General features: G+C 72.5%; 21 protein-coding genes. 12 read left to right on the top strand and 9 right to left on the bottom strand.

Translation table 11 applies throughout. From position 1 onward, the window contains the following. Positions 1-133 precede the first annotated feature (133 nt). Both WMF11_RS34605 and WMF11_RS34600 read left to right on the top strand, forming a co-directional pair. Complete coding sequence (locus WMF11_RS34605; protein WP_437973754.1) at positions 134-1,672, top strand: AlkA N-terminal domain-containing protein; 1,539 nt, start codon at positions 134-136, stop codon at positions 1,670-1,672. Beyond that, a complete protein-coding gene (locus WMF11_RS34600; RefSeq protein ID WP_437903519.1) occupies positions 1,653-2,180 on the top strand; it encodes a methylated-DNA--[protein]-cysteine S-methyltransferase in 528 nt (175 codons plus the stop codon). The genes WMF11_RS34605 and WMF11_RS34600 overlap by 20 nt, the downstream gene beginning before the upstream one ends. Here the strand turns inward: WMF11_RS34600 and WMF11_RS34595 are convergent. Further along, a complete protein-coding gene (locus tag WMF11_RS34595) occupies positions 2,145-3,452 on the bottom strand; it encodes a MopE-related protein (RefSeq protein ID WP_437973753.1) in 1,308 nt (435 codons plus the stop codon). The two genes, WMF11_RS34600 and WMF11_RS34595, sit on opposite strands and share 36 nt — an antisense overlap. On the opposite strand from WMF11_RS34595, the gene WMF11_RS34590 reads away from it, so the two are divergent. After that, positions 3,347-3,763: a GNAT family N-acetyltransferase gene (locus WMF11_RS34590; protein ID WP_437973752.1), complete on the top strand. Its 417-nt coding sequence runs from the start codon at positions 3,347-3,349 to the stop codon at positions 3,761-3,763. The two genes, WMF11_RS34595 and WMF11_RS34590, sit on opposite strands and share 106 nt — an antisense overlap. A 574-nt stretch (positions 3,764-4,337) precedes the next feature. Here WMF11_RS34590 and WMF11_RS34585 read toward each other — a convergent pair. The 3 genes from WMF11_RS34585 to WMF11_RS34575 are packed head-to-tail and all read right to left on the bottom strand — an operon-like array spanning position 4,338 to position 7,103. Continuing rightward, on the bottom strand, positions 4,338-5,054 hold the full coding sequence (locus tag WMF11_RS34585; RefSeq protein ID WP_437973751.1) for a thioredoxin-like domain-containing protein: 717 nt from the start codon (positions 5,052-5,054) through the stop codon (positions 4,338-4,340). Beyond that, entirely contained in the window at positions 5,051-5,749 is a 699-nt protein-coding gene (locus tag WMF11_RS34580; protein WP_437543395.1) for a hypothetical protein, read from the bottom strand. The genes WMF11_RS34585 and WMF11_RS34580 overlap by 4 nt, the downstream gene beginning before the upstream one ends. Positions 5,750-5,756: 7 nt before the next feature. Continuing rightward, complete coding sequence (locus tag WMF11_RS34575) at positions 5,757-7,103, bottom strand: vitamin K epoxide reductase family protein (RefSeq protein WP_437543393.1); 1,347 nt, start codon at positions 7,101-7,103, stop codon at positions 5,757-5,759. Positions 7,104-7,394: 291 nt separating this feature from the next. Between WMF11_RS34575 and WMF11_RS34570 the strand changes: the two genes are divergently transcribed. The 3 genes from WMF11_RS34570 to ygfZ all read left to right on the top strand — a co-directional run bounded on the left by WMF11_RS34570 (position 7,395) and on the right by ygfZ (position 9,696). After that, entirely contained in the window at positions 7,395-7,973 is a 579-nt protein-coding gene (locus WMF11_RS34570) for a hypothetical protein (protein ID WP_437973750.1), read from the top strand. Positions 7,974-8,006: 33 nt separating this feature from the next. Further along, positions 8,007-8,636 carry a hypothetical protein gene (locus WMF11_RS34565; protein WP_437903513.1) on the top strand — a complete coding sequence of 210 codons (630 nt, stop codon included), beginning with the start codon at positions 8,007-8,009 and terminating at the stop codon, positions 8,634-8,636. Between the two features lie 61 nt (positions 8,637-8,697). Then, positions 8,698-9,696 (top strand): CAF17-like 4Fe-4S cluster assembly/insertion protein YgfZ, encoded by a 999-nt coding sequence (ygfZ, locus tag WMF11_RS34560; RefSeq protein WP_437973749.1) that lies wholly within the window; start codon positions 8,698-8,700, stop codon positions 9,694-9,696. A 52-nt stretch (positions 9,697-9,748) separates the two neighbouring features. Here ygfZ and WMF11_RS34555 read toward each other — a convergent pair whose 3' ends face one another. The 3 genes from WMF11_RS34555 to uppS form a co-directional block, all read right to left on the bottom strand. After that, the gene (locus WMF11_RS34555; protein ID WP_437903511.1) at positions 9,749-11,074 is read right to left on the bottom strand and encodes a Glu/Leu/Phe/Val family dehydrogenase; all 1,326 of its coding nucleotides are present in this window, start codon (positions 11,072-11,074) and stop codon (positions 9,749-9,751) included. Positions 11,075-11,320: 246 nt separating this feature from the next. After that, positions 11,321-12,112, bottom strand: a complete 792-nt coding sequence (locus WMF11_RS34550) for a phosphatidate cytidylyltransferase (protein WP_437543385.1) — start codon at positions 12,110-12,112, stop codon at positions 11,321-11,323. A gap of 32 nt (positions 12,113-12,144) precedes the next feature. Further along, the gene (gene uppS / locus WMF11_RS34545) at positions 12,145-12,996 is read right to left on the bottom strand and encodes a polyprenyl diphosphate synthase (RefSeq protein WP_437903510.1); all 852 of its coding nucleotides are present in this window, start codon (positions 12,994-12,996) and stop codon (positions 12,145-12,147) included. Between the two features lie 58 nt (positions 12,997-13,054). Between uppS and WMF11_RS34540 the strand changes: the two genes are divergently transcribed. Then, positions 13,055-14,437 carry a 3-keto-5-aminohexanoate cleavage protein gene (locus tag WMF11_RS34540; protein WP_437973748.1) on the top strand — a complete coding sequence of 461 codons (1,383 nt, stop codon included), beginning with the start codon at positions 13,055-13,057 and terminating at the stop codon, positions 14,435-14,437. Then, positions 14,434-17,181 (top strand): hypothetical protein, encoded by a 2,748-nt coding sequence (locus WMF11_RS34535; RefSeq protein ID WP_437973747.1) that lies wholly within the window; start codon positions 14,434-14,436, stop codon positions 17,179-17,181. Before WMF11_RS34540 ends, WMF11_RS34535 begins: the two co-directional genes overlap by 4 nt. A 13-nt stretch (positions 17,182-17,194) precedes the next feature. On the opposite strand, the gene WMF11_RS34530 is transcribed toward WMF11_RS34535, so the two are convergent. Together WMF11_RS34530 and WMF11_RS34525 are read right to left on the bottom strand one after the other, a co-directional pair. After that, positions 17,195-17,932 carry a sigma-70 family RNA polymerase sigma factor gene (locus tag WMF11_RS34530; protein WP_437973746.1) on the bottom strand — a complete coding sequence of 246 codons (738 nt, stop codon included), beginning with the start codon at positions 17,930-17,932 and terminating at the stop codon, positions 17,195-17,197. 380 nt (positions 17,933-18,312) lie between these two features. Next, entirely contained in the window at positions 18,313-19,485 is a 1,173-nt protein-coding gene (locus tag WMF11_RS34525; protein ID WP_437973745.1) for a DUF882 domain-containing protein, read from the bottom strand. 293 nt (positions 19,486-19,778) lie between these two features. Here WMF11_RS34525 and pilM point away from each other — a divergent pair, with 293 nt between their 5' ends. Genes pilM through WMF11_RS34505 form a run of 4 tightly spaced genes read left to right on the top strand, consistent with a single transcriptional unit; the run spans position 19,779 to position 22,769 of the window. Continuing rightward, a complete protein-coding gene (gene pilM, locus WMF11_RS34520) occupies positions 19,779-20,840 on the top strand; it encodes a type IV pilus assembly protein PilM (RefSeq protein ID WP_012238809.1) in 1,062 nt (353 codons plus the stop codon). Further along, positions 20,837-21,481, top strand: a complete 645-nt coding sequence (locus tag WMF11_RS34515; RefSeq protein ID WP_012238808.1) for a PilN domain-containing protein — start codon at positions 20,837-20,839, stop codon at positions 21,479-21,481. Before pilM ends, WMF11_RS34515 begins: the two co-directional genes overlap by 4 nt. Next, positions 21,481-22,119, top strand: coding sequence for a type 4a pilus biogenesis protein PilO (locus WMF11_RS34510; protein ID WP_437543374.1), 639 nt, complete (start codon positions 21,481-21,483; stop codon positions 22,117-22,119). The genes WMF11_RS34515 and WMF11_RS34510 overlap by 1 nt, the downstream gene beginning before the upstream one ends. Next, positions 22,116-22,769 carry a pilus assembly protein PilP gene (locus tag WMF11_RS34505; protein WP_437973744.1) on the top strand — a complete coding sequence of 218 codons (654 nt, stop codon included), beginning with the start codon at positions 22,116-22,118 and terminating at the stop codon, positions 22,767-22,769. Before WMF11_RS34510 ends, WMF11_RS34505 begins: the two co-directional genes overlap by 4 nt. Positions 22,770-22,784: the final 15 nt, after the last annotated feature.

Below are 22,784 nucleotides of genomic sequence, written 5' to 3'. Positions count from 1 at the left end.
TCTGTGGACGTCCCGCGCGTCCCGCGCCGCAGCGGCCTGTCGGGCGGGGGCGGTCGGGGGCGGCCGGACCCGTCCGCCCTCACAGGTCCGAAAAGCGCCAGAGCCGCGGCGGCACCCGCGCTACGACGCCTGCATGCGGATCGACGAGGACGCGTGCTACCGCGCGCTCGAGACCCGCGACCGTCGCTTCGACGGTCGCTTCTTCACGGGGGTGCGCTCGACGGGCATCTACTGCCGCCCCATCTGCCCCGCGCGCACGCCGAAGCGGGAACGCTGCGTGTTCTTCCCCTCGGCGGCCGCCGCGCAGGAGGCCGGCTACCGCCCGTGCCTGCGCTGCCGCCCCGAGGCCTCGCCCGGGACGCCGGCGTGGCTGGGCACGTCGGCCCTGGTCTCGCGGGCGCTCCGGCTCATCGCGGAGGGCGCGCTCGACGACGAGGACGCCCCGGCGCTCGCGGCGCGGCTCGGCGTGGGCGAGCGCCACCTGAGGCGGCTCTTCCTGCGGCACGTCGGCGCCTCCCCGCTCGCGGTGGCGCAGACGCGACGCCTGCTCTTCGCGAAGAAGCTCCTCGACGAGACAGCGCTCTCCATGACCGAGGTGGCGCTCTCGTCGGGCTTCTCCAGCGTCCGCCGCTTCAACGACGCGATCCGCGCCGCCTACGAGCGCTCGCCGCGCGAGCTGAGAAAGGCCGTAGCGAAGCGGGGCGGGGGAGGGGAGGGTGGGGAGGCCAGGGGAAGGGAGGGCGGCGCGCCGGACATCGCGCTCCGCCTCCCGTTCCGGCCGCCGCTCGACTGGGGCGCGCTCGCGGGCTTCCTCGGGGCGCGCGCGATCCCCGGCGTGGAGTCGGCGGGCCCCGGCGCCTACCGCCGCACGGTGCGCGTCGCCGGCGGGCACGGCGTCGTCGATGTGCGCGCGGCGCCCGGCGAGCCGTACCTCCTCGCGCGGCTGCGGCTGCCCGGCACGGAGGGGCTCATCCACTGCGCGGAGCGGCTGCGGCGGCTCTTCGACCTCGGCGCCGATCCCGACGCGATCGCCGCGCACCTCGGGGCCGATCCGCGGCTCGCCCCGCGCGTCCTGGCGATGCCGGGCGTGCGCGTGCCGGGCGCGTGGGACGGCTTCGAGCTCGCGGTGCGGGCGATCCTGGGCCAGCAGGTGAGCGTCCGCGCCGCGACGCAGCTCGCGGGCCGCCTTGTCGAGCGGCACGGCGAGCCGCTCGCGGTCCGCGGCGGCCTGCCCGAGGGCGCCGAGGGGCTCCGCTTCGTCTTCCCGGCGCCCGAGGCGCTCGCCGCGGCCGATCTGACGGACCTCGGCCTGCCGCGCGCCCGCGCCGCGACGATCACGGCGCTCGCGGCGCGCGTGGCCTCCGGCGAGGTCGCGCTCGACGCCTCGCGCGGCCTGGAGGAGACGGTGCGCGCGCTCTGCGCGGTCCCGGGCGTCGGCGCGTGGACCGCGCACTACATCGCGATGCGCGCGCTGCGCGAGCCGGACGCGTTCCCGGCCACGGATCTCGGCCTGCGGCGCGCGCTCGGCGGCGTCTCCGGCGCGGATCTCGCGGCCATGGCGGAGGCGTGGCGCCCGTGGCGCGCCTACGCCGCGGTGCTGTTGTGGATAGCGGACGCGCAGGGCGCGCGGCCCGCGGAGAGGGAGGTGTCGAATGGATCTCTTGCTGGATGAGGTCGAGTCGCCGCTCGGGGTCATGCTCCTCGCGGCCGGCGGCGGCGCGGTCCACGGGCTCGATTTCTCGGACTGCGCGCCCCGCCTTCGCACCTTGCTGGAGGCGCGCTACGGCGCGGTCACGCTGCGCAGCGCCGCGGATCCTTACGGCCTGTCCGGTCGACTGAGGGCCTACTGGCGCGGCGATCTCGCCGCGCTCTCCGACATCCCCGTCGAGCCTGGCGGCACCGCCTTCCAGCGCCGCGTGTGGGCGGAGGTCCGGCGCATCCCTCCCGGCGCGACGCGCGCTTACGGGGAGGTCGCGGCGTCGCTAGGTCAACCGTCGGCGTCCCGCGCCGTCGGCCTGGCGAACGGCCGGAATCCTGTCTGTCTGATCATCCCGTGTCACCGGGTCATCGGGGCCGGCGGAGAGCTCACGGGGTATGCCGGCGGCCTGGAGAGGAAGCGGTGGCTGCTCGCGCACGAGGGCGCCTCAGGGGAAGCAGGAGAGCGGCTGCTCCGCCTCTAGGATGTAAACGCAACCCATCAAGGCGAGGCAGCTGCTGTGCTCGTCGAACTCAAACGAGCAGCGGGACTCGCACCTGCTGTCGACGGTCCCGCCGCAGCGCTCCTCGATGCAGCAGTACATCGCCGCCTGGGTCTCCCGGCACATCGTCCGCGCCCCGCAGGCCTCGATCTGGTGGCTGATGCAGTCGAGGCAGTTGAAGGATTGGCCGGCGAACGAGCGGGGGGGTGTGGTGTCCGCTTCGAGGCAATCGAGAAGGCACCCGTCCCCCTCGCACGTCTCGACGCACGTCCGCGTCTCGGCCGTGCACCGCGGCAGGAGCGTGACCGGCAACGCTTCGAACGGCTCCGAGCACGCCGCCGGGACGCACGTGCCGCTTCGCCCGCACTCGGTGAACCGGTCCTCGCAGAGCACGCCATCGCAACAAGGCTCGTTGAGCCTGCCGCACGACAGGCACTTGCCGTCGGTGCAGTTCTCCCCGTCGTCACAGGCGGTGCCGCAGGTGCCGCAATGGTTCCGGTCCGTGGAGAGGTCCGCGCAGGCGGACCCGCACAGCGTGAGGCCCCCCGGGCACGTGCACTGCCCGCCCTCGCAGGTCGTGCCCGCGGGGCACGACGCCCCGCAGGCGCCGCAGTTCTTCGGGTCGGACTGAACGTCGATGCAGTGAAACCCCGAGGAGCCCTCCAGCGGACAGTACCCCTGCCCGGCCGGGCACTCGCACCGCCCGCTCACGCAGCGCGCATCGTCGGCGCCGCAGAGGGCGCTGTCCTCGCCCTCGTCGGCCGTGCCGTTGCAGTTGTTGTCGGCGCCGTCGCACAGCTCGGCGAGCGTCGGGGCGTTGCGCGGATCGTCATCGTCGCAGTCCGTGCCGCCGCAGATCACGGGCAGCGCGTCGTCCCCGTCGCCGTCCAGCCCCTCGAAGACGCACTGCCGGAGCGACTCGTTGCAGCGCTCTTCCTGGGTGCACGGATCCGCGTCCACGCAGTCGGCCGGCGACGCGCACGCCTTGTCGTTGACGCAGGCGCCCCTCGCCCGATCACAGCGCCCGCTCGGACAGCGGGCGTCGTCCGCCTCCGACTCGCACCGACCGCCGACGCAGCGATCGACCGTACAGGGGACGCCGTCCGCGCAGTCCTGCGCGCTCTCGCAGGGATCGCCTGACCCTTGCTGTGGCGCGCTGCCCTTGCAGCTCGCGAAGAGGAGGGCCGCCGACGCAACCAGCGAGGACAGACGAAGGAGAAAGGCGGTACGGCGTGTCAGCAGAGAGGTTTTCACGAGGCGCTCTTACGACGATAGGTTCGGCCGCGACCTCCCCACAAGCCGAGCGCCGCTTTGCGACGGCGCGCCTCGAGGAGCGCCGCGTCGAGCCGCAGGCGATCGGGCGCGGTCATGGCCGCGCGCTCCTGGCGTACGCGCGCGACGAAGCGCGGCGACGCGGGTACCGCGTCCTCGTGATCCAGGGAGATCCGAGCGCCGCGCGGTTTTACGAGGCCTGCGGCGCGCGGCGCGTGGGCGAGAAGGGCTCTGCCAGCATCCCTGGCCGGCTGCTCCCGGCGCGCTCTCGAACAGCTCGGCAGGTGATCTGATGTAGCTGCCGCGCGGCGCTCCGGTCGACCCCACGGGTGGTCTTGTGTGGCTGCCGCGCTTTCAGCAGAACCAGTGTCGATAAACGACAAACGCGTTGAGCCCTGGTGACGGATTTGCCCGCCCGGGCTGTTGAGGAGGCCATCTGTCCACGATAGCGCCGTCGTGTGCGGGGGTTGGTTCGGGCGAGCTCGGGCGAGGTGGGATCCGCGGAAGGCGAACGGCGGCGTCGGCCGCGGTGCCTCGCGGAATGAATCGAGGAGGGGTCAGGATGAGAACCGTGCGTTCTTCGGCGGTGGTTGGGTTGTGGATCGGCGCGTTCGCCATGCCGGGTTGCACTCAAATTGGCTCGGACAGCGACGATGTTGGAGGGGGTTTCCCTTTCCCCCCCCAGCACGTCGTCGGGCTGGGTCCAGCGTAGAGGTGATTCATATCGTGGGTCCGTACGAGTTCACGACCGGCGTGGAGCCGATGAAGATCAACGAGTTCATGCCCGTAGAAGGCTCGCGGCTGACCCACATCGCCGAGTGATCCCCCGGCCCCACGCGGCCCGGGAGAGCTGCCGCTGGCAGAAGGCTACTTCTTCCCGCCGAGCAGCGACGCGATCGTCGGATAGTCGCTGTCCTCGACGGCGCCCTGGATCACGCACGTCACCTGCCCGCTCGGCGCCGCGAGCGCGTGGATCGGCAGCTCGGTCGTCTCCTTCACGCCGAGCGCCCGCAGCCACGCCGCCCGCTGGGGCCCGTCGGGCAGCCAGTACGAGGCGCGCACCCCGGTGCCCGGCTGCGCCTCGAGGAACCGCGACAGCTGCCGCTCGTCGTCGTCGATCGAGATGAACGCCAGGTCGACGAGCACGCCGGCCGCCCGCAGCTTCTGCTGCCACCCGAGCAGCCGAGGCATCTCCTCCAGGCACGGCTTGCACCACGCCGCCCAGAAGTTCACCCACACCCACTTGCCGACGCCGAACCCGATGTTCGCCGGCAGCTTCTCCGCGCCGCCGGCGGCGACCGCCGTGAGCCCGCCCGCCGAGGGCGCAGGCCGCGGCGACTGCCCCGCGCACAGGAGCCGCGGCGCGGCCGGCGCCGCCCCCGCCGTGGCGCTCGCCGGCACCGTGGCGCTCGCGGGCGCCGCGGCCCCCGGCGCCGTCACCGCGTTGCTCCGCCCCTGGCCGGGTGTCGGGGGCGGCGGCAGATCGGCCTTCTTGTCCGCGTCGCACCCGCCCGCGAGCCCCGCGGCCACGGCGAGGGCCACGAAGGCGCCCCGGAGGGCGCCGCTCCTCCTCGCGGGGCTCACAGCTGACAGTCCACCCACGAGACGAAGGCGCTCCGGTTGATGGCCTCGGCCGTACATGCCTTGTTCTTGCGCGAGACGTTCCATTGGCAGTATTCCGCGCCGAGCTGCGCGAACTCGTTCCCGAGCCACAGCATCCCGACCTTCTTGTCCAGGTCCTGCTCCTTGAACTTGTCGGAGATGTCGAAGAACGCGCTGTTCGCGCGCTTGTGCGACAGCGTCCGGTTGAACTCCGGCCCACCCGTCTTCGACGCGCGAGCGACGATGAAGAAATAGCGGGCGCCGCGCCGATCGAGCCACATCTCCTCGATCATCTTCTTGCCGTCGTCGTCGAGCTTCTCCGAGGCGTCGTCGAACATCACGACCCCGCCGCGCTGCCTCAGCGGCGTGAAGAGCGCGTTGAAGTCGTCGTCGCTGATCGACGCGAGCGTCTTCACGTCGGCCGGCTGGCACCCGCGCCGCGCCTCCGCCCCGACCAGGCCGCACGCGTTGAGCACCCGCTGCAGCACCGTCTTGAACGCGGGCGTGCAATACGGCGCCTCGGCGTCGTTGGCGATGGCCACGGCCGGCTTCACCGCCGCGGCCACACCCGTCTTCAGGCGCTGCGACGCGGCCTGCACCTCGCTGTGCACCGTCACCCCGGACGCGACAAGAAGCGCGCACCCGGCCACGATTCCGATGATCCCTGCGCCTCTCATGATCTCCTCACTTCGTCCGGAGCGCCGGCGCGAGCTGCCTTATCGCGTACGACATCCCGATGTCCGTATCTTCGTCGCAGAGCCGCGTCGTGCCCAGGAACATCTGCGGCGTCGAGACAGGGAGCTTGTTGTCCACGATGTAGCGGAGCATACGGTTCAGCCGCAGCGCCGTCTCCTTCGAGTCCATGCATGCGTCGAGCCCCGGCCAGCGCTGCCGGATCGCCGCCTGCACGTTGGCGATGCCCGCGCCCGCCTTCGCGCCCTCGAGCAGCGTCTCCTGGTTCTCGTAGGCCCACTCGAGCACATCCATCGCCCGGTGATCGCTGCACAGGATGGCCTTCGAGAGGAGGCACGCGCCCGGGTGCACCGGCCGGTCGAGCATCCAGTTGCACTCGCTGTCCAGCGGGAAGAGCACCACCGTCGCGTCGAGCTTCTCCCACACCCCCTCGGACACGAGCCGCTGGTGGAACGCCTTGCAGGTCGGGCAGAGCGGGTCGACGAAGAGGGTCGCCGGCTGCACCGCGCCCGGGCGCGTCACGTGGAGCAGCGCCCCGTTGGGCTCGGCCGGCTTCTCCAGCTTGCCGCAGCCGGTCATGTAGCTCGCGTAGCTCGGCAGCGCGCTCGCGTAGAGCAGCGCCGGCGTCACCGTGCACACGGCGAGCGCGACGAGCCACCCCGGCAGGAGCAGCAGCGAGCCCACGCGGCGCGGGGGGGAGGCGGGCGCTGCGGCGGCGCCGCCCGGCCCGTCGACCCCGAGGGGCGCCCCGGGCACGGTGGGCCCCACCCCGGCCGCGCCTGCCGACGAGGGCGCGCGGGGCGCCGCGCTGGACCAGGCCGCGGCGCGGGCCGCCCTGCGGTCCTCGAGGAACGCCCAGACGCCGCCGGCCGCGAGCAGCGCCGACGAGACGTACATGCCGACGCACGTCTTGCAGAACACCCCGAGGCGCACCGCCGAGATGGTCGCCATCAGGAGCGACACGGCGAGCGGCGTGAGGCCCGCGACGAACAGGAAGTGCGCCGCGCGCCGCGGTGCGTGCTGGGCCGAGAGCAGCACATAGAGCGCGAACGCCGCGAAGAACGCGAACGCCCCCAGGGCGAACAGCGAGATGGGGATACCGCCCCAGAAGCTCTCGCGGAACAGGGCGGAGTAGGGGCTGTACATGGCCACGCGGCACGCGGTGTCGGCGCCCGCCTGCGCGCCGAGGCCCGGGACGAAGCTGCAGTGCAGGTCGTGGACCTGCCGGTCGAGGTGCCGGATGTAATCGAACGTCGATGAGGCGCTGAACGCGAGTCCCAGGAGCGACCCGCTGAGCGCGAGCGCCGCAGGCCCGCGAGGTCCACGACTGCCTGACATGGCCGAGTGGATTACGCGACGTCGGGCAACGCGTCAAATAAGGACGTCTGTGCGCGCGGGCGTCGCCCGCCCGCGATGACGCACGCGCCTCGCGATGCGCGGTCCCGGGGAGCGGTCGCCCCGCGCCCCGCGCCACGCGCGTCGCGACCGCGATGCGCTGAGCCCGCCGGCAGGCTTTGCCGAGCCCGCCGGCCCAGCGGCGCGCGCCGCCAGGCGCTGGTCGGCGTTGCCCACGCGATCGGCCGCTGCTAGGAGCCGGCCCGGGGGGATTCGGGATCCCAGAGCCAACCGATGACGACCTCTGCACCCGGCGCGGCGAGCGGCGCGCCCCTTCCTGTGAAGCTCGGCCCGTTCGATGCCGAGTTCCTCGCGGACCTCCCTTACGACCCCTCGGTGCTCTTCTTCGACGAGCTCCTCGAGGTGGACGCCGAGAAGGGCCTCGTGCGCTGTCGCATGCCGACCGACAGGCCGATGCCGCTCGTCGACGCGCAGCGGGCGCACCCGCTGCTGCACCCGCGCCACGTCGCCGGCGCCATCATGGTGCACGCGACGGGGATGCTCGGCTTCGTGCACGCCTACCACCTGCTCGGGTTGCGCCACCGCGAGGGCTGGATCGGTTATGGCACCAACATTCACCGGGTGGTCTTTCGCAAGCTGGTCCAGCCGGGCGCGCCCATCGAGGCGACGTGCGTGGCGACGCGCTCCCGGCTCGGCGTCAAGCGGCACATGATCCGCTATTCGTTCGAGTTCCGTCACGAAGGCAGCGTCTGCTACGAGGGCGATCAGACCGCCGTGTGGATGCGCGTGCACGACGTTCCAGCCACGGATTCCCGACCCGCGCTCGAGGACCCGGAGCGATCCCTCGCTTGACCCGCGCGTTCGTCTCGTCTACCCGCCCTCCCCATGCAGGATTTCGATGCAGGATCGATCGTCCCGTCCACACGCGATCTTCTCCAGGTGATCTCCACCCGCAGGAAGAACATGGCTCTTGTCGGGCTCGTCGGCTCGGAGGCGCCCGCGGAGGACGCGGCGCGGCTGCATGAGCTCAACATCTCCGCGCTCGCGTTCGCCGAGGCAGGGCCCGCCATGCAGGGGGCCGCGCGGGCGACGAGGACGGTGCCGTCGCTCTGCCTGTCGCGGGTGAGCGATCGCGACGGCGCCCTCGCGGCGCGCTACCACGGGGCGGACGGGGTCTGCATCGACGCGACGCTGCCGCTCGACGACTGGGACCGCCTCGCGAAGGGGGCGAGGACGATGCGCATGCTCCCGCTCGCGCTGGCGGAGAGCAAGGAGGGGGCCGAGGCCGCCGCGAAGGTCGGCGCGCGCGCGGTCCTGGTCCGGGGCGCGTCGGCGGAGGCGGTGATCGAGGCCGTCGCGTCGCTCCCGAGGGCGCTCACCGTCGTCGCCGAGGTGCTCTCGGCCGACGTCGACGCGCTCCGCCGCCTCGTCGGCCACGTCGACGCGGCGATCGTCCCGCCGGGCGTCCACAAGTCGGCTCAGTTCCCGGCGCTCGTCGCCGAGGTCGATCCCTGAGCGCTGAAAGTTCGGGCCGCCCCTCGACGGCGCGGGCTCCCTCCTCCACGATCCGGCCTCGATGAGCAACGCTCACGGACTGGAAGAGCGGCGGCGCGCGCTCCGCGAAGGGGCGCTCGTGCAGGCCATGCCCGAGCTCGGGACGCTGATCGTCACCGGCTCGGACCGGCAGACCTGGTTGAACGGCCTGGTCACCTGCGATCTCGCGCCGCAGAAGCCGCTGCCTGCCGGGGCGAAGGCCGCGCCCCCCGCGGGCGGCGCGTACGGGCTCAACGTGGGGAAGACGGGGAAGATCTTCGCCGAGGTGTGGATCGTGATCGCGGCCGATCGCATCTACGTCGGCGCGCTGCGGGAGCGCGTCGAGCAGCTCCGCGAGCTCTTCGACCGCCACCTCATCATGGAGGACGCCGAGGTCCAGGACGCCTCCGGCGAGCACGCCTGGGTCTTCGTCCACGGCCCGCGGTCCGCCGATCTCGCGGAGGCCGGGCGCGCGGCCGGCGCCGAGGCCGCGATCGTCGACTGGACCGGCCTCGGGGGCGCGCTGCTCGTGGCGCCCCGGCAGGCCGAGGGCGCCGTCCTCGAGGCGCTCCTCGCCGAGGGCGAGGCCCGCGCGGTCCTGCCGGTCACGGCGGTGGCGTGGGAGGCGCTCCGGGTCGAGAACAACGTCCCGCGGTTCGGCGTCGACTTCGACGACCAGAACTTCCCGCAGGAGGCCTCGATCGAGGAGCGCGCCGTCTCGTTCAGCAAGGGGTGCTACCTGGGGCAGGAGACGGTGTTCATGCTCCAGGCGCGCGGCCACGCCAAGAAGCGGCTCGTGCAGCTCGCCGTCGAGGGGGAGGGCGGCGTGCCCACGGGCGCGGAGATCGCGCTGCCCGACGGCGCGGCGGTCGGCGCCGTCACGAGCCAGGTCGAGGACCCGCGCGGGACAGGGCTGCTCGCGCTCGGCTACGTCAAATACAAACACGCCGTCCAGGGCACGGCGCTCCGGGTCGCCGGCCGGGCGGCCGAGATCACGCGGGCGCCGAAGGCGGGGGACGGGCCGGGTCGGGCCAAGGTCTAGCGCCCCGCCGTCGCAGACGGACGGCGGGCCGGAGGAGCGCGGATAAGCGATCTCAGGGGAAGATCTCGCGCTCTCCATACACCGCGGCGAGCCGCTGCAGCGCCACGGCATAGGCGGCGAGGCGCAGCGTGCACTTCTTCTGCCGCGCCATCTCGGTCACCTCGCGGTAGGCCCGCTTCATCGCCTTCTCGAGCCGGGAGTCGACCTCCTCGAGCGTCCATGTCTCCGAGCGCTTGTTCTGCACCCACTCGTAGTAGCTCACCGTGACGCCGCCCGAGTTGGCGAGGACGTCGGGAAGGATATGGATCCCGCGCTCCAGGAGGATCTTCTCCCCCTCAGGGGTGCACGGCCCGTTCGCGCCCTCGGCCACGAGGCGGACCTGCAGCCAGCTCGCCTCCTCCACGCCGACCTGGTTCTCCAGGGCCGCCGGGATGAAGATGTCCGCCTTGAGCCGGAAGAACTCCTCTCGGCTGATCGGCTTGCCGGCAGGGTAGCCCGCGATCGAGCGGTTCTTCTTCACGTAGTCCTGCAGCTTGTGCGGATTGAACCCTTCCGGATTGTAGAGATACCCGGTGTGATCGCCGACAGCGACGGTCGAGGCGCCGAGCTTCGACAGGAGCACGGCCGTGTGCGAGCCGACGTTGCCGAAGCCCTGCACGAGCAGCGTCGAGCCCCCGAGGTTCACGTCGTTGTCCTCGGCCCACTCGGTGATGCAGTGGACGACCCCCTGGCCCGTCGCCTTCTCGCGACCGTACGTGCCGCCGGACGCCACCGGCTTGCCCGTCACGACGCCCTTCACCGCCTGCTTGAAGAGCTGGCCGACGGTGTTCATGTACGTGTCCATGGCCCAGGCCATGGTCTTTGCGTCGGTGCCCATGTCGGGAGCCGGGATGTCCGTCTCCGGGCCGATGTTTCCGCCGAGCGCATGGAAGAAGCGGCGGGTGATCCTCTGGAGCTCGGCGCGCGACACCTCGTTCGGGTTGAACTTGATCCCCCCTTTCCCGCCGCCGAGCGGCAGGTTCATGAGCGCGCACTTCCACGTCATCATCGCGGCCAGCGCCTTGAGGTCATCGAGCGATACCGTCTCGTGGTATCGAATGCCCCCCTTGAACGGCCCGAGGAGGTTGTTGTGCTGGATCCTGTAACCCTTGAAGAGCCGGATGCTGCCGTCATCCATCCGTACAGGGAAATTGACGATGATCTCGTTCTTCGGCTGGCTCAGGATCGTGGTGATGTAACCCGGCAGCTCGATCAGCCGGGCAGCCTCGTCGAGATAACCCTGGACGACTTTGAAGAACTCGTATTTGTGCCTGTGGCTCGGAGCAGCAGGGACGCTCACAGGCGAAGTCGTGGTCTTGGTACTGAGCTGTTCTTCCATGGCTATGTAACTTTCTAGTGCGCTGAGCCCTTCCGTTCAACGTCGGGCGCAACCATGCGATGCGTCATCGCGGTTCCGGACGGGCGGGGCGATGCGTCAGGCTGCCAGTGTGCGAGGAGGCGCCGCGTTGACGGCAGGAGAGCCGCGTCGGGGGCGAGGCTGCGGCGCGTGCGTGCGATGTGGGTGTCGCGCATCGATGGATGCGCGGTCTTTGGACGAGGCACGGCGCACGGCGCGCGACGCCGTTCAGGGCCTCGCCCACAGGACATACAGATACGTGATGGTCCCGGTGACGAGCAGGGCATCGACGCGGTCGAGGATGCCGCCGTGGCCGGGCACGATCCCGCCAGAGTCCTTGATCCCGAAGGAGCGCTTGAACAGGGACTCCCCGAGGTCTCCCGCCTGACCGAGGCCGCCCGCGACGATCGCGAGCGCGAGCGCGTCCACGAGCGGCAGCGACCGGAGGAACCAGAAGTGAGCAAGGAGCGCGCCGATCACGGCGAAGAGCAAGCCGCCCAGGGCGCCCTCGACGGTCTTCTTCGGGCTCACGGCCTCGTAGAGCTTGTGCCGGCCGAGGAAGCGGCCGGCGAAATAGGCGCCGGTGTCGGAGAACCAGGAGAGAAGCATCGCCAGCACGACGAACGAGGGGCCGTCGGCGCCCCCGTCGCGGCGGAGGAGCGCCAGCGCGCCGAGCCCGCCGCCCACGTAGAGCGGGCCGAAGGTCATCGCCAGCACGCGCAGCGCCGCGGTGCGCATCTCGCCGAGGCGCACCAGCGTGATGAGCATCGCGACGAACGGGAGCAGGAAGATCAGCGCGAGGAGCGCGCCCGGCGAGCCGCTGAACCGCCAGATCACGCCGAGGACGGCGAGGGTGAGCGCGACACCGATGGCCCGCGCGACGCGGTCGTCCGCGTGCGTCATCGCGAAGAGCTCGAGCGCGCCGATGGCGGCGGCGACCGCGACGAGCGCCGCCCAGCCCCAGCTCGGGCCGAGGTAGAGCAGCGAGAGGAGCAGGGGAGCGGCCACGAGCGCGGTCATGACCCGCATCGTGAGGTTGGAAGCAGCCAATCTCAGACCCCCGTCCGTGAGCCGTCGTGGGACCCGTGCGAGGCGGGCGCGGCGATCTCGCGCGCGCGCCACGGCCGCTCCGCGTCGAGCGCGCCCCGCGCGCTGGCCGGCTCCCCCCCGGCGCCGCCCTCCGCGTCGTGCGCGGGCGGCGCCGCGCCGTCGCGCCGCTGGTAGGCCGCGATGGCGGCGAACAGGTCGTCCTCGGTGAAGTCGGGCCACAGCCGCTCGGTGAACGACAGCTCGGCGTACGCGGCCCCGTAGAGCAGGAAGTTGGAGAGCCGCTGCTCGCCGCCGGTGCGGATGATGAGATCCGGCTCGCCGACGCTCAGGCTCGGCAGCCGCGCGGCGAGCAGCGCCCCGTCGATCGACTCCGGATCGAGCCTGCCGGCGACCGCCTCCATCGCGAGCTCGCGCGCCGCGGCGGCGATCTCCTCGCGCGCGCCGTAGGACAGCGCCAGCGCGAGCGTCATCTGGCGGTTCGTCGCGGACGCCTTCCGGAGCGGGTCGAGCACGTCGCGCACGGCCTCGGGGAGCCGGCTGATGTCGCCGATCGCGACCAGGCGGATGTCGTTCTCGAGGATCTCGCAGCGCTCGCTCATCAGGTACTCGCGAAGCAGCCCCATCAGCGCGTCGACCTCGTTCCGAGGCCGCGCCCAGTTCTGCTCGCTGAACGCGTACAGCGTCAGCGCCTCGACGCCGAGCCTCCGGCAGACGCGCACGATCCGCCGCACGGCGGCGCTGCCGGCCTTGTGCCCGGCCTCGCGCGGCTCGCCGCGCAGCTCCGCCCAGCGACCGTTGCCATCCATGATGATTCCGACGTGGCGCGGGAGATTTCTGGCTTCTACGAGGTTCATCGGCGGGGGCAGTTTCCTCTGTTGACTACCGACTGTCGACTGTTGAGTCTTCACGCCCATGAGCACAGGGGTTGGTCTCACGGTCACGCTGCGCGTCAGGATGGGCGCGCACGACGCACATTACGCGGGCGAGCTGTGCGATGGAGCGCGTATTCTCGCGCTCTTCGGCGACGTCGCAACCGAGCTCCTGATCCGTCTCGACGGCGACGAGGGGCTCTTCCGTGCGTACGAGGCGGTCGAGTTCCTCGCCCCGGTCCGAGCAGGCGATTTCATCGAGGCGACCGGGGTGGTTACCAAGGTCGGCGCCACGTCGCGCACGATGGCGTTCGAGGCGCGCAAGGTCGTCGCCAGCGTCCGCGAAGCCGGGGTGGCGCCCTCGGCGGCCGACGCGCTGGCCGAGCCGCTCATCGTCTGCCGGGCGCTCGGCACCTGTGTCGTCCCGAAGGAGCTCCAGCGTCGGCCGCGCCTCGTCCTGCCAGCGCTGTCGGCGCCGCCCCCGGACCACGCGCAGCTCCCGGAGCCGCGGCCGATCATCACGCCGCCCCCCCGGATCCTTGTCACGCCGCCGCAGAGCGCCCTCATCCTGACGGCCGCGATCGTCGGCGCGGAGACGACCCGGGCGCAGACGCCGCACCTCCCGATCACGGCGCGCGAGCTCGCCGACGAGGCCGCCCGCTGTCGCGACGCGGGCGCCTCGGTGGTCCACCTGCACGTCAGGAACCCGGACGGGTCGCCGAGCCAGTCGCGCGCGCTGTTCGCCGAGGCGATCGCCGCGATCAACGAGAAGACGGACGTCATCGTCCAGACGTCGACCGGGGGCGCCGTCGGGATGGGCGTCGACGAGCGCGCCCAGCCGCTGCTCTGCGGCCCCGAGATGGCCACCCTGAACTGCGGCACGATCAACTTCGGCGACGGGATCTTCGACAACACCCGGCCCCTCATCCGGGACATGGCGGCCCGCATCCGCGCCGGGGGGAGCGTCGCCGAGCTCGAGTGCTATGAGGTCGGCCATATCCATGAGGCGCTCAGCCTTTTCGCCGAGGGGCTCCTCGCGGAGCCGCTCCACTTCCAGTTCGTCCTGGGGGTGCCCGGCGGCATCGCGGCGCGCGAGGACGTGCTCCGGTTCATGATCACCCAGATCCCCCAAGGCGCCACCTGGGGCGTCGCCGCCGTGGGCCGCCACCAGCGCCCGATGACCGAGCTCGCCATGCAGCTCGGCGGGCACGCGCGGGTCGGGCTGGAGGACAACATCTACCTGGACAAGGGGGTGCTCGCCGAGGGGAGCACGCCGCTCGTCGCGCGCGCCGCCGCCTTCGCGCGGAGCGTCGGCCGCGAGGTGGTCGAGCCGGACCGCGCGCGCCAGCTCCTCGGGATCCGCCCGCGCGCCGCGGCGGCTCAGGCCGGCGCGGCCTCCGGAGGGAGCGCGCGCGCGCAGGGATGACGGACCGACCGCTCTCGCCGTGGATCGATCACCTGCGCGGTCGGCTCCCGATCGCGCTCGGCGTCGCTCTTCTCGGGGTCGTCGCGCGGCTCTCGACCCCGCCCCCGCCAGCGCGGACCGCGGACGCCATCGCCGGGATGCTCGGGGAGGCGATCGGCGGCGCCGTCGACCCGGACGACTTCGTCTGGGAGGAGCGCGGCGGGTTCTTCTCCGACGCGCTCCTCGGCCGCCGGGTGCTGTTCCTTGGCGTTCCGCGCGTCCCGCGCGTCCCGGATCCGGGCGCCGCGGAGCGTGGGCCCGAGGCGGAGCGCGGGCCTGACGCGGAGCGCGCGCCCGACGGGCGCGGCGCCGCCGACCTGTACCGGGCGCGCGTGCGGCTCACCCGCTCCGGCCGGCCGGTGAGCCTGGACGGCGTGCGCAACCTGACCGGGACGCCCCTCGGCGACGATCGCGGCCTCGTTGCCCGCGGCAGCCGCGTCGCGGTGACCACCACCGCCTTCGGCGTCGTGCAGGGGATCACCCAGCTCGATCTGGGCGGCGATGGGCGCGCGGGAGCGCGGCCCGTCGGCGAGCGGCTCCGCGCGGCGATCGACGGCTGGCTCGAGACCGGGAGCGTGGACGGCGCGTCGCGCACCGAGATCTCGTTCGACAACCCGCCCGCGTCTGCGCGGCTCGATCTCGTGGACGAGGGCCTGGTGATGGCGCTCGGGCCGGAGGCGGTCCCGGCGGCGCTGAACGCCGGCACCGGCGAGGTCGACACGGGCGGGCGTGATCCGTTCGTCGCCCGCGCGCACCACCTCCCGCGCCGCGTGCCCTCGCTCGGCGAGCTCGCCGGGCCGTCCGCCGAGCGCCTGCTCGGTCCCACGGCGGCGGCCGCGGTCGAGCGGCTCGCGCTCGCCGCGGATCGCGCGGCGGCGGGGCTGCGCGCCGCGCCGGCCGCCGCGTACGTGACCCGCGGCCCCGCGTCTGCCGAGCCCGCGCCGGAGGGGTGGCCTTCGCTCTGGCCGCCGCCGCCGGTCGCGCCGGCGGTCGATCCCCCGCTCCCGGGGGAGGGCGCCTGGGAGCTGGTGGCTCCCTCGCTCCCGCGCGCGCTCCCCGGCATCGAGGAGGATCCGCAGCGCCCCTCCAGCCCGTTCGCCGCGACGACCCTCCGGCCCGATCCGCGGCGGCCAGAGCTGCGCGTCCACCTGCTCGCGATCGACACGCGGCACATCCGGTTCACCTTGCAGGCGGGGCACGAGGCCCCCAGGCCGACCGTCGGCCCGCGCGGCACGGGGCAGCTCCCCCACGCGCCGACGCTCCGCGGCGCCATCGGCCTCGGCGCCTCCGCGCGCGCGCCGGGCGCGCGCCACGCGGGGACGGAGGCGCTCGGCATGGTCGTCGGCGGCCGCCCGCTCGTGCCCCCGCGCGACGGCGCGGCGACGCTCGGGGTCGACCTCTCGGGCCGGCCGTACTTCGGCGCGTGGCCGTCCGGCGGGGACGTCGAGCGCGTCCCCTGGGCGCTCTGGCAGCGCCCGGCGGCGGCGAGCCCCGGCGCGCCCCGCGCGGAGGGATCCGCGCGCTTCCCCTGGGCGCTCTGGCAGGGCCCTTCGCTCTTCGAGGCCGGGGGCGCCGCGGCCCCGCTCGCTCTCCTCGCCGGCCCTCCAGCGGAGCGCGCCCCGGCCAGCGCGACGCTCTCGTCCGGCGACGGCGACGACCTCGTTGTCGAGCGCGCGGCGCTGTGCATGACCGACCGCGGCTTCGTGGTCCACGCGTGGGGCAGCGCCCTCGACGCGGCCGCGCTCCGGGCGGCGCTCGAGCGCGCCGGGTGCCTCGCCGGCGTCTCGCTGGGCAGGGCGCCGGACCCCCTCGGCGTCGCCTTCCTGAGCCCCCAGCAGGACGGCATCCTGACCGCCGAGCGCCTCTCGCCCGCGATGTCGATCGCGCCGCCGGAGCACGCCGCGGCCGCGTCGCCGCGCCCCTTTCTCTTCTTCGAGTCGCGCTGGACGGACGCTCCCCCGGCGCCGGACCTGTCGCTGCCGGGCGAGAGCGTGGGCTGGGCCGCGGACGGCGGCGCGCAGCCGCCCCCGGCGTGGAGCCCGGCCGTGTACGCCGCCGACACGGTGCACCTCGGCGCGCAGGTCCGCGTCCACGCCTTCGCTCCGGACCGGTTCCTGTTCCGACTCCGCGCCGGCTCGCGCGAGATCTCGCCGCGGAGCGCGCCGAAGCTCGACGCCGAGGTGCCGGCCGACGAGCGGCGGCAGGTCCTCGCGGCGATCGGCGTCGGCACCGGCCGGCGGCGGGGCCCGCGCGGGCTCGCCGTGGGCGGCACCGTCGGCCTTCGCTTCCGCGGCGAGGGCGGCTTGCTGCTGGTCCAGAAGGGCCGCGTCGAGATCCGCCCGGCGGGCGGCGCCCCGCTCGCGCCGGGCGCGGACGCGACCGAGCTGCCGCTCACCGCCGACGACGGCAGGCTGCGGCCGGAGGCGCGCGAGATCGGGACCATGCGCCGGCGCAGCGCTGCCTGCGTGCTCGATGACGGCACGCTGCTCGTGGCCACGACCACCTTCGACAGCGACGAGGCGACGACCGAGGCGCTGCTCGACCTCGGCTGCGCCCGCGTTGTCGCGCTCGATCGCGGCGCGCACCGCAACGCGTTCGTCCACCGGGCGTACGGGGACCCCGCCCTCCAGCAGGCCTACGAGGAGACAGCGCTCTTCGCGGTCGGCGTCGCGATGCCCGGCCGGGCGCGCCGGATCACCCCCTGAGCGCGGGCGGCGGTCAGGCGTGGGACAGCATGCCTCGCAGCATGCCGAGCGCGCGCGTGTGCAGCTGCGAGACGCGCGGCTCGCCGATCCCGAGCTCTGCGCCGATGTCCTTCAGCTTCGCCCCTTCGAAGTAGTACATGCCGATCACGCGCCGCTCCCGCTCCGGGAGCTGCGCGATCGCGAAGGACAGCGCCCGCCGGGTCGCCTGCGCCGAGATCGCCTCGATCGGGTCGTCCTCGCCGGACATGTGCACCGACTCCTCGGTCGGGGTCACCTCGCTCAGGCTCACGAAGACCGTCGCGCCGCTGGCCCTGCTGGCGGCTTCCGCCTCGACCGCCTCGCGCGCTCGCCGCGAGAGCCAGTCCTGCGCGCGGAGCTCATCGACGATCGCTCCGCGGATCCGGAGCTTCGCGTAGCCGGCGAACGTCTCGCCGTCGCTCCCGCCGTTCTTGCGGAGCGAGTCGACGAGCCCGAGCATCCCTGCGCTGAGCAAGTCGTCGCGCTGCACGTTGGGCGGCAGGTGGCGCGACACCTGCCGCACCAGCTTGCGGACGAGCGGGAAGTACCCCTGCAGCACCTCCGGGCGGAGCGGCGCGCACGTCGGCTCGTGGTCGCGCGAGCCGCCCGTGCAGGCCGCCTCGGTACAGCGCGGCGGGCTACACGGGCCGCCGTCCGGCTCGATGTCCGGCTCGCCGTCTGGCTCCAACAGCTGCCACGGACCCTCGTAGGTGCAGGCCGACGTGACCTCCACGGATTCCCAAATTTCGTGCGCGCACCTTGACGCGGCCTCCGCGGACTCCCAAACCTCGCGGGAGAGCGACGCCCCCGGCTCCTGCACCGCGACGCTCGGCGATCCATTGAGGCCGAGCGCAGAGGGCCCCTCGATCAGCGCGTGCTCACACGGAACGACCGGACACGTCGCGCCAAAGGCGACCGGCTGGACGAACCCGCCCCCGTCACAGCACGCGGAGAGCGACATGGGAGGAGCGAGCCCCTCCCGCTGCAGTCGGGTCGATTGCTGCACGTGAGGTGGATTGGTGCCACAACTCTCGCAGCGTGCAAGGCAGAGCCGTGCAATTGTGTCTGGTGCGGATGTTCAGTGTGTGGATTATAGCCAGCGAGCGGGACAGCTCACCTTTTTGCGGGCGAGGTTTCAGGAGCAGGGGTGGGTGAACCTGACCCCAGGATCTTCCCCGTCTCGCTGCCGCTGCGCACGGCGTCTGAGTTTGTCCCTGTAGTATTCATGGGTTGCGGCTGAGGGGCACGGGGCTCGCCTGACCCATAGACCTCTTCTTCTGCGGACACGGGGACATCGCGCGCCGCTTCATCGGCCGCGACAGAACCCTTCGCTCCCTCGTAGCGCGGCGCCTCTCCAGGCCCCGAGTAATCCACCCAGTACACTTTATCTGATCTGACGTCCAGGTGAACGAACGTAGAGTTGGGATAATATCCGACACCTGCGTTGCGGAAACCTCGGCAGAAATCGCGGACCACGGTGTTGGGCACACCCTCGACCATGAAATCGACGGCGCGACCGTGGTTGTGGTTGGAGTGCGGGGTGTACTGGGTGGGTGAGTAGGGGCGATAACCGCTGACGACGCGGAGGGGCCTGCCGCCGAAGTGGTCGCTCACCATGGCAATCAGCGTGGCGAGCCGCGGATCGATGGGAATCGAGGCGGTGGGGGACGCGCGCATCAGCCGGCTGAGCTTGGGGAGGGCCTTGGGCACGAGCCGCCCCTTCGGCGTGAGCAGCTGGACGTCCAGCCGCTCGGCGCCTCGCACCAGGCGGACCCATCCGGGGCGCTTGGGTCGCTGCACATAGAGCTTGTTGGGCGGCATCGCCGCGTCCCTCTTCGCCGACCCCTTCCCCGGGGGACGGGCCTCGGCGTCGCGCTCCTTCGCGCTCGCGCCGCGGCTCCGCTCCCGCTCGTCGCGCAGCGCAGCGGCCCGACCGGGCGCGGCGCGCGTGGATCGCGAGCGCGCGCCGGGCTTACCCCGCTCCGGGATCACGAGGACGAGGCCCGGATGGATCCGCTGGCCAGGCTTGAGCCCGTTCGCCTCGCGGAGCGCGTCGACCGTGATGCGGTACCGCTTCGCGATCTTGCCGAGCGTCTGGCCGGCGTAGACCGTGTGCTGGCCGTCCTCGGCGACCGCCGTGCCGGGCGCGGCGCTCAGGAGAAAGGCCGCCGCGAGGGCGGCGAGCGCACATCGCAGCCGCGATGGCCGCGATGACGAAGAGGTGGGCTCCATCGCGGCCCCGGCGCGGGGGCCGATGCCGCAGAAACGGGAGAACTCCGGATGCATGAGGGGACTCTGACCTGACGTCATCCGTGCCCGACGACCGAGCCCCGGACGGTGCTACCCTGGGCTGGCGCGCGCTCGCCGGCACGACCGGCGGCGCCGCACCGCATATCGAACTTCGATAGGCGGGCGGGAGGCGAGCGTAAAGCGGTTTTTTGCCCAGCGATCGTCGGTGGTGCGAAGCTTCGCCAGAAGCGACCAGAGGCGATCACAGGGGATCGGGCGCCCGGGAGCCGGGCAACGCAGCCCGGGCTTCCCTTGCTTCACCACGGCGGGCGCGGAGCAGGACGGACGGGATGTCGGAAGGCAAGAACTTGATCGGGGTCGATATCGGATCGAGCGCGATCAAGATCGCTCAGATCAAGGAAGGCCGCAGGGGCTATGGCCTCGTGCGGCTCGGTTACGCGCCGCTCGCGCCGCAGGCCATCGTCGACGGCCACGTCATGAACGCGCAGGCCATCGTCGAGGCGCTCGGCAGGGCCTTCTCCGAGGCCAAGATCCGCCAGCGCGAGATCGCGCTCAGCATCAGCGGCCAGGCGGTCATCATCCGCAAGATCACGGTGCCGCTCATGACCGCCGCCGAGCTGGACGAGCAGATCCAGTGGGAGGCCGAGCAGCACATCCCCTTCGACATCAAGGACGTCCACGTCGACTACGAGGTGCTGCGCCGGCGCCCCGAGGCCGGGCAGATGGACCTCCTGCTCGTCGCCGCGAAGCGCGACGAGATCAACGACTACACCCAGATCGCCAGGACGGCGAAGCTCAAGCCCATGGTGGTCGACATCGACGCGTTCACCGTCCAGAACCTGTTCGAGGTGAACCGCGGCATCCCGCCGGACCAGACGTTCGCCATCATCAACGTCGGCGCGAGCCTCGCGTCGATCAACATCGTGTCGCGCGGCGCGAGCGCGTTCACCCGCGACATCGGCAACGGCGGCAACTACATCACCGAGCAGATCCAGCGGAAGCTCGGCATCAGCTTCGAGCAGGCCGAGGAGTTCAAGTGCGCCAGCGTGACCTCGGGGCCGGGCGGCGTGCCCGCGCAGGTCATCGAGACCATCGAGCAGGTGTGCGACTCGATCGCGGGGGAGATCCAGCGCTCGCTCGACTTCTTCCTGGCGACGAGCGGTGAGGGCGACATGCACCGCATCTACCTGACCGGCGGCTCGTCCAACCTGCCGGCGCTGCCCGCCGCGATCGGGCGGCGCGCCCGGGTGGCCGTCGAGCTGATCCAGCCGATGGAGCGCATCACCGTGGAAGCGAAGGAAGTCAACCAGGAGCTGCTCCGGCTCCGGGCGGCGCAGTTCTGCGTCTCGCTCGGGCTGGCGATGCGCAAGGACCGGGAGAAGCGCTCGTGATTCGCGTCAACCTTCTCCCGCAGCGGCGCGGCACGCGCGGGGCCGCGCCCCAGGCGAGCCAGCGGTGGCTGCTCGTCACGCTCGGCGTCGTGATCCTCGAGATCGTCGCGCTCTTCCTCTTCCACCAGACGAAGGTCGAGGAGCTCGACGAGCAGAACCGGAAGAACTCGCTGCTGCAGAGCCAGATCCAGGACATCCGCACGCTCGTGGCGAACCACGAGGAGATCAAGAAGGCGCTCGAGGTGCTGCGCGCGCGCGAGGACGCGATCGCGAAGCTCCAGGCCGCGCGCAGCGGGCCGACCGCGGTGCTCCTCGAGCTCGCGCAGCTGCTCACGAACGGCAAGGGGCCGACCGCCGATCCGGACAAGCTCGCGCAGCTCCGCAAGGAGAACCCGCTCGCCGTCTACAACCCGTCCTGGGACAGCCGCCGGCTGTGGCTCACGAGCTACGTCGAGTCCGAGCGGACCGTGCGCGTCGAGGGGCTCGCGCGCGACGGCACCGACGTCTACGAGCTCGCCCAGCGGCTGAAGCTGTCCTCGTACTTCTACGACGTGCAGCTGCTCCCGGGGAAGAAGGAGAACGAGAAGGCGTCGCGGCTCGAGCTCGTCTCGTTCGCGCTGCAGCTGAAGGTGAGGTACTGATGGCCACGAAGCCCATGCCCGTGCAGGCCGGCTCGGCGCTCGACCGGCTGCCGCCGCTCGCCAAGCTCGGCGTCGGCGCGCTCTTCGCGGCGCTCGTCGGCATCCTGTACTTCGTCGGCTTCTACGCCGACGTCGACTCGCAGATCGAGGGCGCCGTGCAGAAGCAGGGCGTGCTCCAGGCGGAGCTCACCAAGGCGCAGGCGTCGAAGGCCGCCTACCAGAAGGACCTCGACGAGAAGACCCGCCGCGAGCAGATGAGCCGCGAGCAGAAGAAGATCCTCCCGGACGAGTCCGAGACGCCGGCCTTCCTCTCGGCCATCCAGGGCGTCGCGACCGTCTCCGGCGTCAACCTGACGTCATGGAGCCCCACCGAGGAGATCCCGCAGGAGTTCTTCTCCAAGGTGCCGATGCAGCTCACGCTCTCCGGCAAGTTCCACCAGGTGGCGAAGTTCTTCCACGGCGTGGGGCAGCTCGATCGCATCATCAACCTCGAGGAGGTCGAGATCAAGGAGCCGAAGGTCGTGGGGAGCGACGTGGAGGTCAAGGTGGAGTGCCTCGCGACCGCGTTCCGCGCCGTGCGCGCCGGGGAGACCGCGACGAGCGGCGTGAAGCGGCGCAGCGGCGGAGGTGTCCGGTGAAGGCCGGCCGGATGATGCTGCTCGCCCTCGGGGCGACCACCGCCGCGGCCCTCGCGCTCGCGGGGTGCGAGGAGGAAGAGCCGCTGACCTCCTCCACCCAGCCGCGCCCGCCCGGGGCGCAGGCCTCCGCCTCGCCGCCGCGCGCGCCCGCGGCCGGCGCCGCGTCCGCGGCCGCGGACGCCGGCGCGCCAGAGCTGCCGCCGCTGCCGCTCCGGGAGTTCCAGGAGGCCGACTTCTCCGAGAGCGACCGGAGCCGCGACCCGTTCCGGAGCTTCGAGTCGCTGTTCGCGACGCAGGCCCGGGGTCGGGTGACGATCCAGCGCCAGGTCCTCGTGGATCGCTTCGCGCTCGACGAGCTCAGGCTGGTCGGCGTCGTCTCGCGCGCGCCCGCCCGCGCGCTGCTCACCGATCCCACGGGGCTCGGGTGGGTGGTGAAGGTGGGCGATTTCGTCGGCAAGGCCGAGATCGTCCACGCGGGCGGCCCCACGGGCGTCGACGTGGCCGTGAACTGGCGCATCGATCGGATCCGCGACTCGGACGTCGTCTTCATCCGCGAGGACCCGTCGCACCCGGAGATCCCGCCGACCACGCGCGTGATCGCGCTGAGGCCGCTCGGCGAGGAGGGCGAGGCGGCCCTCGGCGGCCCGTGACCGCCACGAATTGGG

The sequence above is a fragment of the Sorangium sp. So ce295 genome, assembly GCF_051527405.1.
Classification (GTDB): Bacteria; Myxococcota_A; Polyangia; order Polyangiales; family Polyangiaceae; genus Sorangium; species Sorangium cellulosum_B.
Note: the sequence above shows the minus strand (reverse complement) of the source record. Positions and strands in the feature narration are given on the sequence as shown.

Bases quoted from the DNA above. Each gene is read 5' to 3' on its own strand.
- WMF11_RS34605 (WP_437973754.1), top strand. From the start codon at position 134: ATGCGGATCGACGAGGACGCGTGCTACCGCGCGCTCGAGACCCGCGAC.
- WMF11_RS34600 (WP_437903519.1), top strand. From the start codon at position 1,653: ATGGATCTCTTGCTGGATGAGGTCGAGTCGCCGCTCGGGGTCATGCTC.
- WMF11_RS34580 (WP_437543395.1), bottom strand. From the start codon at position 5,749: ATGAGAGGCGCAGGGATCATCGGAATCGTGGCCGGGTGCGCGCTTCTT.
- WMF11_RS34575 (WP_437543393.1), bottom strand. From the start codon at position 7,103: ATGTCAGGCAGTCGTGGACCTCGCGGGCCTGCGGCGCTCGCGCTCAGC.
- WMF11_RS34570 (WP_437973750.1), top strand. From the start codon at position 7,395: ATGACGACCTCTGCACCCGGCGCGGCGAGCGGCGCGCCCCTTCCTGTG.
- WMF11_RS34565 (WP_437903513.1), top strand. From the start codon at position 8,007: ATGCAGGATTTCGATGCAGGATCGATCGTCCCGTCCACACGCGATCTT.
- ygfZ (WP_437973749.1), top strand. From the start codon at position 8,698: ATGAGCAACGCTCACGGACTGGAAGAGCGGCGGCGCGCGCTCCGCGAA.
- WMF11_RS34555 (WP_437903511.1), bottom strand. From the start codon at position 11,074: ATGGAAGAACAGCTCAGTACCAAGACCACGACTTCGCCTGTGAGCGTC.
- WMF11_RS34550 (WP_437543385.1), bottom strand. From the start codon at position 12,112: ATGACCGCGCTCGTGGCCGCTCCCCTGCTCCTCTCGCTGCTCTACCTC.
- uppS (WP_437903510.1), bottom strand. From the start codon at position 12,996: ATGAACCTCGTAGAAGCCAGAAATCTCCCGCGCCACGTCGGAATCATC.
- WMF11_RS34540 (WP_437973748.1), top strand. From the start codon at position 13,055: ATGAGCACAGGGGTTGGTCTCACGGTCACGCTGCGCGTCAGGATGGGC.
- WMF11_RS34535 (WP_437973747.1), top strand. From the start codon at position 14,434: ATGACGGACCGACCGCTCTCGCCGTGGATCGATCACCTGCGCGGTCGG.
- WMF11_RS34525 (WP_437973745.1), bottom strand. From the start codon at position 19,485: ATGCATCCGGAGTTCTCCCGTTTCTGCGGCATCGGCCCCCGCGCCGGG.
- pilM (WP_012238809.1), top strand. From the start codon at position 19,779: ATGTCGGAAGGCAAGAACTTGATCGGGGTCGATATCGGATCGAGCGCG.
- WMF11_RS34510 (WP_437543374.1), top strand. From the start codon at position 21,481: ATGGCCACGAAGCCCATGCCCGTGCAGGCCGGCTCGGCGCTCGACCGG.